The organism is Companilactobacillus paralimentarius DSM 13238 = JCM 10415, from assembly GCF_001434985.1.
In the GTDB taxonomy this organism is placed as follows: domain Bacteria; phylum Bacillota; class Bacilli; order Lactobacillales; family Lactobacillaceae; genus Companilactobacillus; species Companilactobacillus paralimentarius.
Genome location: NZ_AZES01000082.1, coordinates 1 through 12,983, shown reverse-complemented (window position 1 = coordinate 12,983; position 12,983 = coordinate 1). Strand labels below are relative to the sequence as shown.

At 34.9% G+C, this 12,983-nt stretch carries 13 protein-coding genes and 1 pseudogene; 3 read left to right on the top strand and 11 right to left on the bottom strand.

The features are described 5' to 3' along the window. Window positions 1-126: 126 nt before the first annotated feature. On the top strand, window positions 127-513 hold the full coding sequence (locus FD33_RS07545) for a hypothetical protein (RefSeq protein WP_025085826.1): 387 nt from the start codon (window positions 127-129) through the stop codon (window positions 511-513). Window positions 514-646: 133 nt separating this feature from the next. Then, window positions 647-1,021 (top strand): YxeA family protein, encoded by a 375-nt coding sequence (locus FD33_RS07540; RefSeq protein ID WP_081784543.1) that lies wholly within the window; start codon window positions 647-649, stop codon window positions 1,019-1,021. 67 nt (window positions 1,022-1,088) lie between these two features. Here the strand turns inward: FD33_RS07540 and FD33_RS12935 are convergent, their stop codons facing one another. The 4 genes and pseudogenes from FD33_RS12935 to FD33_RS07520 form a co-directional block, all read right to left on the bottom strand. Further along, window positions 1,089-1,325 carry a Beta-galactosidase C-terminal domain gene (locus FD33_RS12935; RefSeq protein WP_234031747.1) on the bottom strand — a complete coding sequence of 79 codons (237 nt, stop codon included), beginning with the start codon at window positions 1,323-1,325 and terminating at the stop codon, window positions 1,089-1,091. Next, window positions 1,308-3,083, bottom strand: a pseudogene (locus tag FD33_RS12930) (beta-galactosidase); the annotation flags it as partial. The gene FD33_RS12935 and the pseudogene FD33_RS12930, both read right to left, overlap by 18 nt. Further along, window positions 3,083-4,522: a glycoside hydrolase family 1 protein gene (locus FD33_RS07525; RefSeq protein WP_234031745.1), complete on the bottom strand. Its 1,440-nt coding sequence runs from the start codon at window positions 4,520-4,522 to the stop codon at window positions 3,083-3,085. The gene FD33_RS07525 and the pseudogene FD33_RS12930, both read right to left, overlap by 1 nt. 95 nt (window positions 4,523-4,617) lie before the next feature. Next, window positions 4,618-5,424: an AraC family transcriptional regulator gene (locus FD33_RS07520; RefSeq protein ID WP_025085829.1), complete on the bottom strand. Its 807-nt coding sequence runs from the start codon at window positions 5,422-5,424 to the stop codon at window positions 4,618-4,620. Window positions 5,425-5,529: 105 nt separating this feature from the next. Here FD33_RS07520 and FD33_RS07515 point away from each other — a divergent pair, with 105 nt between their 5' ends. Next, a complete protein-coding gene (locus tag FD33_RS07515) occupies window positions 5,530-6,840 on the top strand; it encodes a PTS sugar transporter subunit IIC (RefSeq protein WP_025085830.1) in 1,311 nt (436 codons plus the stop codon). A 49-nt stretch (window positions 6,841-6,889) separates the two neighbouring features. On the opposite strand, the gene FD33_RS07510 is transcribed toward FD33_RS07515, so the two are convergent. The 7 genes from FD33_RS07510 to FD33_RS07480 all read right to left on the bottom strand — a co-directional run bounded on the left by FD33_RS07510 (window position 6,890) and on the right by FD33_RS07480 (window position 12,863). After that, window positions 6,890-7,675 carry an ABC transporter permease gene (locus FD33_RS07510; RefSeq protein WP_025085831.1) on the bottom strand — a complete coding sequence of 262 codons (786 nt, stop codon included), beginning with the start codon at window positions 7,673-7,675 and terminating at the stop codon, window positions 6,890-6,892. Between the two features lies 1 nt (window position 7,676). After that, a complete protein-coding gene (locus FD33_RS07505) occupies window positions 7,677-8,495 on the bottom strand; it encodes an ABC transporter permease (protein WP_025085832.1) in 819 nt (272 codons plus the stop codon). Further along, window positions 8,488-9,495, bottom strand: coding sequence for an ABC transporter ATP-binding protein (locus FD33_RS07500; RefSeq protein WP_025085833.1), 1,008 nt, complete (start codon window positions 9,493-9,495; stop codon window positions 8,488-8,490). The genes FD33_RS07505 and FD33_RS07500 overlap by 8 nt, the downstream gene beginning before the upstream one ends. A 138-nt stretch (window positions 9,496-9,633) precedes the next feature. Further along, the gene (locus tag FD33_RS07495) at window positions 9,634-10,131 is read right to left on the bottom strand and encodes an NUDIX domain-containing protein (RefSeq protein ID WP_025085834.1); all 498 of its coding nucleotides are present in this window, start codon (window positions 10,129-10,131) and stop codon (window positions 9,634-9,636) included. 98 nt (window positions 10,132-10,229) lie between these two features. Next, window positions 10,230-11,138, bottom strand: a complete 909-nt coding sequence (locus FD33_RS07490) for an alpha/beta hydrolase (RefSeq protein WP_025085835.1) — start codon at window positions 11,136-11,138, stop codon at window positions 10,230-10,232. A gap of 78 nt (window positions 11,139-11,216) precedes the next feature. Beyond that, window positions 11,217-11,960: a nicotinamide riboside transporter PnuC gene (pnuC, locus tag FD33_RS07485; protein ID WP_025085836.1), complete on the bottom strand. Its 744-nt coding sequence runs from the start codon at window positions 11,958-11,960 to the stop codon at window positions 11,217-11,219. Between the two features lie 339 nt (window positions 11,961-12,299). Continuing rightward, window positions 12,300-12,863: a peroxiredoxin gene (locus tag FD33_RS07480; protein WP_025085837.1), complete on the bottom strand. Its 564-nt coding sequence runs from the start codon at window positions 12,861-12,863 to the stop codon at window positions 12,300-12,302. Between the last annotated feature and the right edge of the window lie 120 nt (window positions 12,864-12,983).

The following is a 12,983-nucleotide window of genomic DNA, read 5'->3' as shown; positions in this document are numbered from 1 at the left end:
AAGTAATTATCTAATCTATTTACCCAAATGTAAACTAACAAGTGCTTCTATAACTAAACTGTTAGTTTGATGTGACGGAATTGTAAGATAAACATGATTATGAAATAATAAATTTGAGGTGAAAACATGAATTCAGCAACGCAAATTTTATTAGTTATTGCCAGTTTCATTCTGGCTCTATCTGTTTTAGTCGGCTTAATCTTAATTTCAACCAGTCTCTTTCAAATCAAAGGATTGATGAAAACTAAAAATAAATTACTACTACAAAAGAATCGACCTTATGTGATTTGTCGGCGTATCAATAAACAAACTATTGAGATTCGCAATGTCGGCAATAGTCCAGCTACAATCGATGAAATTCAAAGTGATACGGTAGACTTTTCCTACCTTAATCAAAGAAATATCTTTTCTGGTCAATTTTTTAATTATCCAATTGCTGAAAATAAAGATGCACATATTTTTGTGAAGTATCACGATCAAATCAGCCATTTTGGGGAAAAATTTACTGTTTGAATCTAACATTTTCAATGTGGGAAAATTCTTGATATGGGAACCTTCCTATTATTTATCTTACAGACCTTACAAAATCGTTAGGACTATTGTTTCAATATTTATGCTATTATTCCTAATGAATTCGGAGGGATAAATGATGAATAAAAAAGTCGGCATTAGTTTAGTAATTGCATTAATAGTTTTAATACCATTGATGGCTTATCAATTTTGGTACGTTCCTAACTTTACTGGGGATGACTATTATACTTATGTTAGTGATTCATACAAAGAAATCATTGAAAAGGATGATTCTGGTGCCGACTATAAGGAATATTATTATAAACAAAAGGCTTATGATAAGGATGGCAACGAAAAGTTATTAAAGTTCAATAGCACTATCGGCCGCCCTATCAAAGCTGATAACTACTTAAAAGTCGTTTATAATCGCAAATATGATAAAGTTCTTTCTTGGGAAAAGGTGGAAAAGAAACAAGTACCCCGTAAGACAATTGAACAAATACTAAAGTGAGTTTAAAAGTGCATCTCAAAACGTAGAATCAAATCCATTTACGTTTCGAGATGCACTTTTTCAATATCTATAATCCATTTTCCAAGATCAATACATCATATGGCTTTAAATCAATTTCTTTAGTTGTCATCGTTTGTGTCAACAAATCCTTACTGTTGGGATAGGGATTATTAATTTGCCTAGGTTGACTATCAGTATTAATGACAAAAGTATAGCGAGCCGTTTTACCTGTTCTCGTAACGACCTCAACGCCTGTTTTGGTTTCATCTGGTGTGATTTGAGCTTGCTGCAAAATATCCTTCATAAAGAAGTCCATAGCTTGATCATCCAACCGACTACCAGCATAGTAAGCGAAACCTTTTCCAAAGTGATTCTTCGTTAAAACTGAATTTTTCTGATAAAAGACTTCATCACTGTAATGAGCCAACGATTCTGCTGTTTGCGGCTGAATCAAATCACAAACTAAACCACCTTTTCCAATAATCTTGCCGTCAGACACCAAATCATGCATCTGATCGAATGGTAAGGCATCTGTTTCTTCGTACTTTAACCCTAGAACATTCTTTAAAAGGCCAGGATAACCGCCCAGATAAACATTATCATCTTTATCAGCCAAGCCAGACATGTAATCAGTGATAAAAATGCCACCATTTTGAACAAATTTTTCAATCTTAGTAGTCATTTCTGGTGAATTGATATACATGCTTGGAGCAACGACAATCTGATACTTTTGCAAATCAGTTTCTTTGGAGATCATATCAACACCAACTTTACGATTATAAAAGGCTCTGTAATAGTCATAAACCTCTTGAACATAATCCAAATTAGTCGTTGGTCCCATACAATCCTCTAGGCACCAGTAACTATTCCAATCAAAGATCATTCCGACCTTTGATTGATTACGTGAGTTTTCCAAATCTTCAGGTAATTGATTCAATTCACTACCTAACTTCTTCAATTCACCAAAGACACGTGTCTTAGTTGATTCAGCATGTGAAATCATGGCACTATGCAATTTTTCTGAACCATTACGAGCTTGTTTTAATTGGAAAAATTGAATAGTTTTGGCTCCATGAGCCATTGCTTGATAACTGAGCATCCGCATTTGGTTAGGTGCTTTCAAAGAATTAAATGGTTGCCAATTTTGTTGACTAGGCGTTTGCTCCATTAACATAAATGGTTGATCTTTGACTCCGCGCATTAAGTCATGTTGCATAGCAGTATAACCGGCTGGCGTATCAAAGCTGGGATAGTTGTCCCAAGAAGCAATGTCCATTTCTTTGGCCCACTTGAAGTAATCCAAATCCTTTTGTGAACCCATTAGATTAGTTGTTACCGGACGTTGATCATATTTTCTAATAATATTTCGTTCCATTTTAAAATTGTTCAAAAGACTATCTGATTGAAATCTACGATAGGCCATATCCAATCCCGACATCACTGGTTTTCCATTATCATATGTATCACCAATTCTCATTGGAGGTACAATTTCATCCCACCTGTGATAAGTATGACTCCAGACATTAGTTCCCCAAGCCTGATTGATTTTATCCAAATCATTATCATACTGATATTTTAGCTATTCTCTGAAAGCTTTCGTACAATTCTCACAGTAACAGTAACCATTGTATTCATTTGAAATGTGCCAGTGTGTAATATTTTTAACCGAAGAATAACGTTGTGCTATTTTTTCGACCAATTGACTAGCTAAACGTTGAAATTCAGGACTATTAGGACAAGCGTTCTCTCGTTTAACACCAATTTGACGTCTGCCATAATCATCTACACGATTGATTTCTGGATACTTTTTAGTCATCCAGAATGGCAAAGCTGCTGTAGAAGTAGCCATAACAATTTTTATATTATTTTTTTCCAATAAGGCAATAATTTTATCTAACTTATCAAAATTAAAGACGCCTTCCTCTGGTTCTAATAAAGACCACGAGAAAACATTAATTGTTGCTGAATTAACATGTGCTTGTTTTAACTTATCCCAGTCGTCTTGCCAAGTATCTTCAGGCCATTGCTCAGGATTGTAGTCACCACCGTACAAAATTGACATTATTTTACCTCTAACTTTCCACCATTGGTTTCGATTATTCCTTGATACCAGTTGAAACTCTTTTTCTTAATTCTCAACAATGATTTAGGAGAATAGTCATTCCGATCAATATAGACAAACCCATAACGTTTATCATAGCCGTTTAGCCAGCTCAATAAATCGGTAAATGACCAAGCACAGAAACCAAATACTGGTACTCCATCAGAGATAGCTTTTCCAACTTGTACCAAATGCTCATTTAAATAATCAATTCGATATTGATCATCTACTTGATCATCTTTCAATTTATCAAAAGCTCCTAAACCATTTTCAGTGATAATAAGTGGTAAACGATACTTCTCATAAACCTGTCTCAAAGCAATTCTAAATCCAATTGGATCAATTTCCCAGCCCCAATCGGTTTTATCTAGATAGGGATTTTCAACTGATTGAAACAGTCGTGACTCAGGGGTATCCTCTTGTACGTCCCCAGCCATCAAGTAAGGATCAATTTTGTCAAAGTTTTTTTCTATAGTACTTTTTTCAGTATCAGGTGCCTTGACCGTTCCCCCGTGATAATAATTGATTCCAAGAAAATCAGGTTTACCTGCCTGCAGAGTTTTTTTATCCTCGATAGTTACATCTGGAGCTATATGCATCTGCTTTAACAAACACATAATTTTTTCTGGATATTCGCCTCGACAATAAACATCCAACCACCAATCATTGTTAAACTGATTAGCATCAACGGCAGCTAAAACATCTGCAGGAGAACTAGTTAATGGATAAACTTCCCCGTAGCCAAAGCTGGGACCTATCTTACCTTGGGGAACCATCTGGTGAAATAGTTGAATGGCTCTAGCATTTGCTAAATTGACAATGTGATTAGCCTGAAACATTCTCTTAGGATTTGAAACATTAGGTGGATGAGATGCCCAACGATAGCCTAATGAAGTAAATACGTTCTGTTCATTAAAGGTAATCCAATACCTAACCTTATTGCCAAAATTATCAAAGAGTACCCGACAGTATTTTAGAAAAGCATCAATTGTATGACGACTCTCCCAACCACCATACTTAATTTGTAGAGCTTCAGGAAGATCCCAATGATACAGTGTCAAAATAGGTTCAATCTGATTTTTTTGAAGTTCATCGATTACTTTTTCATAAAACGCTAATCCCTCTTGATTAACTTTGCCTTCACCATCAGGTAAAATCCGACTCCAAGAAACACTAAAACGATATGCCTTGAGACCCATTTCCGCCATTAAAGCAATATCTTCTTTGTAATGATGATAGAAATCGACTGCAATCTGACCATTGGTATTGTGTTTTGTTTTTCCTGGAATTTTCGAAAACTCATCCCAAATTGATGGACCTTTGCCATCGTTTTTATAGGCACCTTCGACTTGATAAGCCGCCGAAGCCGCACCCCACAAGAAATGTTCAGGAAATTTCATAGTCATTTCTCCTTTTATTTGATTATGAATCAATTTACCATAGAAATAACAACTAGTAATTAAGGAGAATAGTACAAAAATATCAGATATTGAAACTATCTATATAATCCACGAAACTTTCCTGGTGTGACCTTTTCACCGCGTTTGAACATTGAAATGAAATAACTATTAGTATTGAAACCGACTTTTTGACCAATCTCATCAATTGAGAGCTCCGGTTCATTCAATAACAATTCCTTAGCCATCTTTATACGATAATCTATCAAGATTTGATGTGGCGAACTGCCATAATTAGTTCTAAAGGCTTCCAAGATGTACTGTAAACTGTAGTTTGTTAGTTTAACAAAATCATTATTAGTCAAATTCTGTTGGTATGATTCACGAATCAACTGTAAAATAGGATCAATAATTTTTTTGTTCATCTGATAATTGTGTGGATTGACGACACAATACTTCTTTATCAAAAGCATGAATTCATAAACTAGAGTCGAAGATTCATAGATAGCTAAACGATTATTTTCTTTAAATTCCTTATGATGCACTTCAATAAAATTTTTTAGCTTACTCTCTGGAGTTTCAATATAAAGATAATCTTGGATTCCCAGTACCTTAGTAATCTCTGAAATTAATAAACCACCAAAGGAAAAATAATCTGTAATCCAAAGACCATTTTTAGAATGATAAGCATGAGGGATATTCTGATTGATCAAAATGCCCTGATTTTCTTTCAATTCTATTGTTCGACCTTCAATATTTACTATTCCAGTTCCCGAATATGTCTGTAACCAATGAACGTAATTATAACCTTTCGGTCTAGACACATTCTCTTGTCGCCATTTGTAACCAATACTGTCTACATATAATGGTAATGATCGATCCTTTGCTTTGAAACTATATCTCATTGAATTCACCTTCAATATGTTGTATTTAGCTAGCATTATCTTTAATTACAATACCATTTCCATATGCTAGATTAAAGGTAATCAAGCGGAAAGGAAAGTTTAGTTATGAAAGCGATTACAAATTGGTTTCAAAATAGTTTTAGCCCAGCGTTAGCAAAACTCAGTAATATGAAATATATGTTGGCATTACGTGACGGAATGATTATTACCGTTCCATTTACAATCTTTGGCAGTATCTTTATGATCTTGGCAAATCTGCCACTCCCAGGTTGGACACAATTAGTCGCACCCTATCAAGCAAAATTACAGTCGGCTGTTAGCATTACTTTTGGTATCTTAGCTGTTATTGTTGCCATCGGTATGAGTCATGAGATGGCCAAATTAAATAAAATAGATACATTATCCGGTACAGCTATCGGTGTTTCAGCATTCCTTCTTTGTATGTTGAATGATAAATTCCAAATCGATCCTTCGACTTTAGGATCAGATGGTATGTTTACTGCAATTATTGTTTCAATTATTTCAAGTGAAATTGTAGCTTTCTTCATTAGAAGGCACATTGTCATTACTCTTCCAGATTCAGTACCACCAGCTGTTGCTAGCTCCTTTGTTGCTCTAATCCCCGCATGTGCATCTTTAGGTTTCTTCTGGATTATAAGAGTTCTCTTTAACATCAAAATCAATGCCGTTATTCAAGCAATCTTCTCACCATTAGTTGGTGGATTAAATAGTTTCTGGGGTGTTGAGTTTGCCTTATTCTTAACTCTGATCCTCTGGACAGTTGGTATCCACGGAAACAATGTCTTAGGTGCAGTGGCTTCACCTATTTATACCTACTTTTTGATGGCAAATATCAAGGATGTCTCTAAAGGCATTGCTCCAACACATATCACAGCCGATGGATTCCTTGATTTTGGTATGAATATCGGTGGTACCGGTGCTATTCTAGCTCTAGTTATTTGTTGTCTTCTCTTTGCCAAGAGCAAACGCTACAAACAACTAGCTAGATTAGGTGCTATTCCTTCAGTTTTTGAAATTAGCGAACCTATTATGTTTGGTTTCCCTGTTGTTCTAAATCCAACATTATCAATTCCTTTCATTTTAATTCCAATGGTTCTACAAGGCATTACATACTTCTTAATGAAAGCTCATATTATTGGCATGGTTATTGCTCAAGTTCCATGGACAACTCCAATCTTTATCAATGGTTATTTAATTACTGCTGGTGATTGGCGTGCTCCAGTATGGCAATTAATTGAATTAGTCATTGCCGTTGCTGTTTACCTTCCATTCTTCAAAGTTCTTGATAAGGCAGCTTACAAACAAGAACATACTGAGGAAATGGAAACTGCAGAAAAGGTCAGCGATGATACTTCATCAGTTAAAAATATTAGTGGTCAAACACAAAATGCATAAAGAAAAGAACTTCCAATCGCTTCAAATGGCAAAAGGAAGTTCCTTTTTTTTACGATCCAGCACTTTCATAAGATGAAATTCCTTTATTCCAGATCTTAATAGAAATGAATAAGAAGACCACTGAGATAACCACTAATCCACCTAAATTAAACAACACATTCTTTCCAGTTAAGAAATAGCTGGCTGGATAAAAGGCCGTAAAAGCAAATGGAATGACAAAAGAAATGATCCAACGAATTAGATGATTGAAAATGCTAACCGGATACTTAGCAAAATCGTTAAACATATAAAACAAGTAAGTGATAGTATTACTCTTTTTCATCCAAAACGCTGCGGCCGAAGTACCAATTTTTAAAGCTGTATAAATAGCCGTGGCAAATGGAATTGAAACAATAAATAAAATCACTTTTAACAAAGTCCAATGGACTGTAGCTGATGACATAACCAATAAGATAACACCAACCAATAATTCACCAAAAGCATCGACTTGAAAGGTCTCAACTAGCACGTGAAAAAGTGGATTGATAGGACGTGTTAAATATTTATCGAATTCACCTTTTCTAACTAATTTTTGACCAACGATCCAAAGATTATCAAAGAAGAGATGATCCAATCCCTTGGGAATTAAGGCAAATCCATAGATAAAGACAATCTGTTGTAAACTCCAGCCGGCTAATTTAGGTACCTGACTAAAGATAACTTGTAAAAAGATCAAATTTAAAACTTGATTGAGTAGAACTCCCAAAACTCCAACGATAAAATCAGCCTTATATTCCATCGTCTGTTTTAAATATTGTGAAATAAAAATTTTTTCTAGATGTAATACTCTTCTCATATTAACCTCCCTGGATACTCAAATGTTTGATAGCAAAATGCCAAATGATTTTTGCTAAAAAAATAAAGAATATCAACCAAAAGATTTGTAGGAGTAATACAGAAATAGTTTGTTGCATGCTATACTTTCCGAGATACAGCATTACCGGCGTGTATAGTAATGATGAAAATGGCAACACTTTCAGAACATTCTGTAAGACTGGTGGGAAAAATGCCAAAGGTACTAATGATCCTGACATGAAGATTACCAAAGCATTTTTTAAAACGTTTGATCCCCACAGATTCCGAAAAAAGAATGCGGTGAAACTAAAACAAATATTAAAGTAAAAATTAATTAGATATGCAACTGTTGCACTGAAAAAGTACAATAACAAATTGCCCAAATTAAGAACTGGTGTCCCAGTACCAACAATTTGATAGATTAAAATACCACCAAATAGTGGTACTGCTAAAACACCGACATCGATAAGTTTACTACCAATTTCTTCATAAAAATAATTAGCCGTAAAACTGATTGGTTTGAGGATACGCATTGCAATTGAGCCATCTTTGACTTCATCCCCAACACTACTAGAACCATCACTTGAGGTTAGAATTCCAGTAAAGAAACTCAAAAAGATATACAAAACCATCTCCGGAAAAGTAAACCCACTTAAACTTGAATTCGTACTCGATTGGAAGACAGCTTTCCATAAGAAATAAGTTACAAAGGCGCCTAAAGTATTACCCAACGCAAATAGCAGAAAATTAGCACGATAAACAATTGCCTCTTCGATACCCGCTGATACAAAGGGACGATATTTTCTCAAGAAATTAGTCATGTTCGGCCGCCTCCTTTCGGAAAATCCTCCTAACGATATCTTCTATATCCGCATCTTTAACACTGATATCTTGAACGTCAACTTGTGACAAGGTCAATCTGATAACATCAGGAACTGATACTTTGCTACTATCAAATTTAACTCGAACATTCTTTTCATTCTGCGAATACTCAATAGCTGAACCAAATTGAGAAAAGTTTAGACGATTCGCATCCTCCGCATTGACCAATTCAAACTCAATTTCTCTAATGTGTCCAAAACGATTCTTCAATTGTTTGATTGTTCCATCAAAAACTTCTTGTCCATGATCGATCATGAAAACACGATTACACAACAATTCAATATCGCCTAAATCATGTGTCGTCAAAATGATTGTGGTTTGCTCTTCTTGATTGATCTGTTCGATGGCATGTCTGATCTTATCCTTAACTGATACATCTAACCCAATTGTTGGTTCATCCAGAAATAGAACCTTCGGATTATGCAACAGTGAGGCAGCAATATCGGCTCGCATACGTTGTCCCAATGATAAGGTTCTTACTGGGCTAGTAATGAAGTCATTTAAATCCAAAACTTCATTTAGAAAATCCATTCGTTTATAGAAGTTTTTGTCAGGTACATTGTAAATTTCTTTTAAAACTGAATAGGTTTCACGCAATGGTAGATCCCACCACAATTGGGTTCTTTGACCAAAAACAACCCCGATATCTTTAACATAATTTTGACGATCCTCTTGAGGGATTTTGTCGTTGATCCGGCAATATCCACTAGTCGGCGTTAAGATTCCGGTTAACATCTTAATGGTTGTTGATTTACCTGCACCGTTAGCACCAATAAAGCCCAAAATTTCCCCCTTAGGTACCTCGAAGCTCAAATTTTTGACGGCTTCAAAAGTTTCATATTTTGGCTTAATCAATGATTTAAAGGCTCCTACTAGTCCTGGTGACTTAATAGTTTTTCGAAAATCCTTTGTTAAATTAGATACTTCAATCATCGACATCTAAATCCCCCCTTTTATATATAGTAAGCGCTTACCGTGGTAGCGTACTTTTAATATTATTCATCCCATTTTGCATAGTCAATCGGATTTCACAAAAAAAATTCGTTACCGATAACAAAATCAATAACGAATCATTTTTTAAAAATTAATTTTTTGAAGATTGATTAAATGCTGTACTTTGGCCTTTGGATAACAAATTCTAGCAATTCCTTTCGGATGCAAAGTATCTTCTATTTGATCAACTCTAACCCACTTCAAATCAGAATTAGGGGGCAAATCAAATTTCTGGTAATCCAAATGTTGTAGCTGATGATATACTTCATCGTTAACTTCTTGACGATAGATCAAATTCAATTGTTGATATTCAATCCTCTTCAATTTCCAGAAGTTTTCTAAGATACCTGCAAATTCTAGCTTCAAATCGGTTAAACCTAGTTCTTCATATGCCTCACGCTCAGCAGCAGATTGACTTTCTTCGTTAAATTTAACAGCTCCGCCAGGCAGGATATACAATTCTTGCTTGCTATTCTCTTGTCTAACAAAGACTTCACCCTGATGTAATAAGATCAATACTGCACGAACATCAAACTTTTGCTTTCGATTCAAAAAATAACGCAAATCATCTTGTTCTTGCATTCAATCACCTACCTTTGTTTAGTAAAATTATCATATACCAAAAGCATGAATAAGAACACAAATAGCCAGTAACCCATCTCGAGTTACTGGCTATTATTTTAATTAAAATATTTATTAGCAAAATCCGTTGCTTTATCAATGTAAAGCTGCTCGGCCTTACTATAGGAATTAGCATGACTAGCACCCTTAACAATCCAAAGCTTTTTAGGACCGTTAGTGTAATCATAATTCAAATAAGCATTCTTAGTTGGTACAAAATCATCTTTCGAACCATGAATAACAAATAATGGTACCTTATTATTCCTCAGACTGTCCTTAGTGCTGGCTTGATAGAAATTATAACCTGCCATAAAATCAGCAAAAAGGCTAGCTGTAGGCACAATTGGGAAACTTGGCAAATGGAACATTTCTTTTAGTTGATAAGATAACTCACCGGAAATCGTTGAATAGCCACAATCGGCTATAGCAAAACGAACATTTTTAGGATGTTCCCCCAAAGTATACATGACTGTTGCAGCACCCATACTGATACCGTAGAGTCCAATCTGTGAATCAGATCCAAATTTCCGATTAAGTCGTTTGATCCAATTCATCATATCGGTTCGATCTTTCCAACCATACCCGGCGTATTTACCCTGACTCATACCAAAAGAACGATTATCCGGCGCCAGAACGTTATATCCTGCGTTGTGAAACATTCTGACATAAGACCCCATATATTTACTAGCACTACCAAATCCGTGGACAACAACCACTGTTTTGGCGGTTTCCTTCTCGGCAGGTAAATATCGAGCCTTTAGTTTTATATGGTCTTTTGTAGTCTGTTCCCAGATCTGCGGTTTTTGTCTCAAAAACCATTGACTGTTCTTACTCAAGTGACCCTTTATCTGACTACTGTACCCACTCTTACTAAATGCATAGTTAAACATGTAACCCCCAGCCGCTACATCGACAAATAACGTAACGCCTATAACGACTGATAAAGTGATTTTAACAAATTTTTTCACAGTTTCATTTACCCTTCTAGATTACTATTGTTCAACAATAATAATCTAATTGGTAATTTAAATGCAACAAAAAACAGATTAATTATTAGCCAATTCTTCACTCTTAGCTCTGTTTTCAGTAGCATCTTTGTGGAACCAGTGAATATGTGAGTCGAAGAAAGCAATCATATCATTCATGAAGTACATGATGTATGTCAAGAATAGAACGGGACTAGCATCACCTTGTGTAGCGGTAACACCCCAAAGAACGATTGACATAATACCTTGAGCAGTCCAGAAATAATATTGTTCACGGAAACGTAATGTACATAGAAGTGCACCTGTAAATCCAATAGCAGCAGCTACAGAATCAATAATTGGACGTGGACTGATGAATAGATGTGTATCCATCAAATAAAGCAATCCCCATGAAGCAAAGAAAAATAACGCTGTCCAAAGCCACTTAATAGCAGTTAAACCATGAATATGCTTTTCAGCATCCTTAGCCCATTGTGGACTGATCAAAACAGGAATATCTAGCAAAATAATGTAACTTAATTGAAGAACAACATCAGAGAAGTTCTTAGCATTGATAGCTACAAAAATATAAATAAGTGCTGAAACTAATCCTAAAACACCATTTAAAGGTTTTGCATTTGTAATAGCAACTGTACATGTGAAACCTAAAACGGCCGCAAACCATGTCCAAACAGCAATTGCATTAATAGAATGTGAAAGTGTTGATGCAGTGATGGCCCCCAAGCCAAACATTAATAGCATGTAACTCTTGAAACTCCAATGTTTCATTTGTTCAACATACCATTTTGGATTAAATATACTCATTTATCCTTCTCCTCTTGGACCATTGCCAAAATATATGATTGTGGCATTTATATTTTGAAATGGTCAATTTTTATTTATCCCTTAAACCGTATTTCTAAAAAATATCAATTTAACCGACAGCTAAAATCATACCACCAATTGAACTAAATTTGGTAAATGGTTTCTTGAGCATATTGACGACATATCGGTGTAAAGCGCTTAACTCACTTGCTAAATTAGGAATTTATCATTTGATACAAGATATAGATTTTTTTGATTTCGTATCACTATATATAGTTATAACGGAGCAACAAAATAAAAAAGACATCCAAAGTAATTGAATGTCTTCGTAAAATAGAATTAAATTTTACCAACCAAATCTCCGCTAGGTTTAATTGTATCTTCCCCGGGATGCCAATTTGCTGGACAAACGTTATCACCATGTTCTTCAACAAATTGTGCCGCTTGTAAGGTTCGTAGAATTTCTTTTGGATTTCTACCTACACCCATAGCATTAACAGTGTATGACTTGATAATTCCCTTTGGATCAGCGATAAAGACACCACGATAATCTTGACCACTAGTTTCATCAATCATATTGAAAAAGTCTGTCAACTCATGTTTTTGATCTGACAACATTGGATATTGGATTTTACCAATAGTTTCCGTTGTCTCTGCCCAAGACATATGTGAATACTGACTATCAACTGAGACTGAGTAAATTTCAGCTCCAGCAGTTTTGAATTCTTCATACAAGTCTTGCAACTCACTTAATTCTGTAGGACAAACAAATGAAAAATCAGCAGGATAGAAAAAAATAATTGACCATTTCCCTAACAAATCATTTTTGGTAACAGTCTTTAATTCACCAGCTTGATATGCATCAACATCGAATTCAGGTAATTCCTTATTAATATAATTCACGATTAAATCCTCCTAGCCAAAGAATATGTTTAAACATATATATAATAACAAATATTGAGTATTATTTTAAAGGCGAATTTTATAATCAAGTTAGCCACTTTAGAAAAATGACAAAATAAA

What these genes read in the sequence shown, in the direction of transcription:
- FD33_RS07495 (WP_025085834.1), bottom strand. Translation starts at nt 10,131, where the DNA reads ATGCAAGAACAAGATGATTTGCGTTATTTTTTGAATCGAAAGCAAAAG.
- FD33_RS07510 (WP_025085831.1), bottom strand. Translation starts at nt 7,675, where the DNA reads ATGAGAAGAGTATTACATCTAGAAAAAATTTTTATTTCACAATATTTA.
- FD33_RS07500 (WP_025085833.1), bottom strand. Translation starts at nt 9,495, where the DNA reads ATGTCGATGATTGAAGTATCTAATTTAACAAAGGATTTTCGAAAAACT.
- FD33_RS07515 (WP_025085830.1), top strand. Translation starts at nt 5,530, where the DNA reads ATGAAAGCGATTACAAATTGGTTTCAAAATAGTTTTAGCCCAGCGTTA.
- FD33_RS12935 (WP_234031747.1), bottom strand. Translation starts at nt 1,325, where the DNA reads ATGAAGGATATTTTGCAGCAAGCTCAAATCACACCAGATGAAACCAAA.
- pnuC (WP_025085836.1), bottom strand. Translation starts at nt 11,960, where the DNA reads ATGAGTATATTTAATCCAAAATGGTATGTTGAACAAATGAAACATTGG.
- FD33_RS07525 (WP_234031745.1), bottom strand. Translation starts at nt 4,522, where the DNA reads ATGAAATTTCCTGAACATTTCTTGTGGGGTGCGGCTTCGGCGGCTTAT.
- FD33_RS07505 (WP_025085832.1), bottom strand. Translation starts at nt 8,495, where the DNA reads ATGACTAATTTCTTGAGAAAATATCGTCCCTTTGTATCAGCGGGTATC.
- FD33_RS07520 (WP_025085829.1), bottom strand. Translation starts at nt 5,424, where the DNA reads ATGAGATATAGTTTCAAAGCAAAGGATCGATCATTACCATTATATGTA.
- FD33_RS07545 (WP_025085826.1), top strand. Translation starts at nt 127, where the DNA reads ATGAATTCAGCAACGCAAATTTTATTAGTTATTGCCAGTTTCATTCTG.
- FD33_RS07540 (WP_081784543.1), top strand. Translation starts at nt 647, where the DNA reads ATGATGAATAAAAAAGTCGGCATTAGTTTAGTAATTGCATTAATAGTT.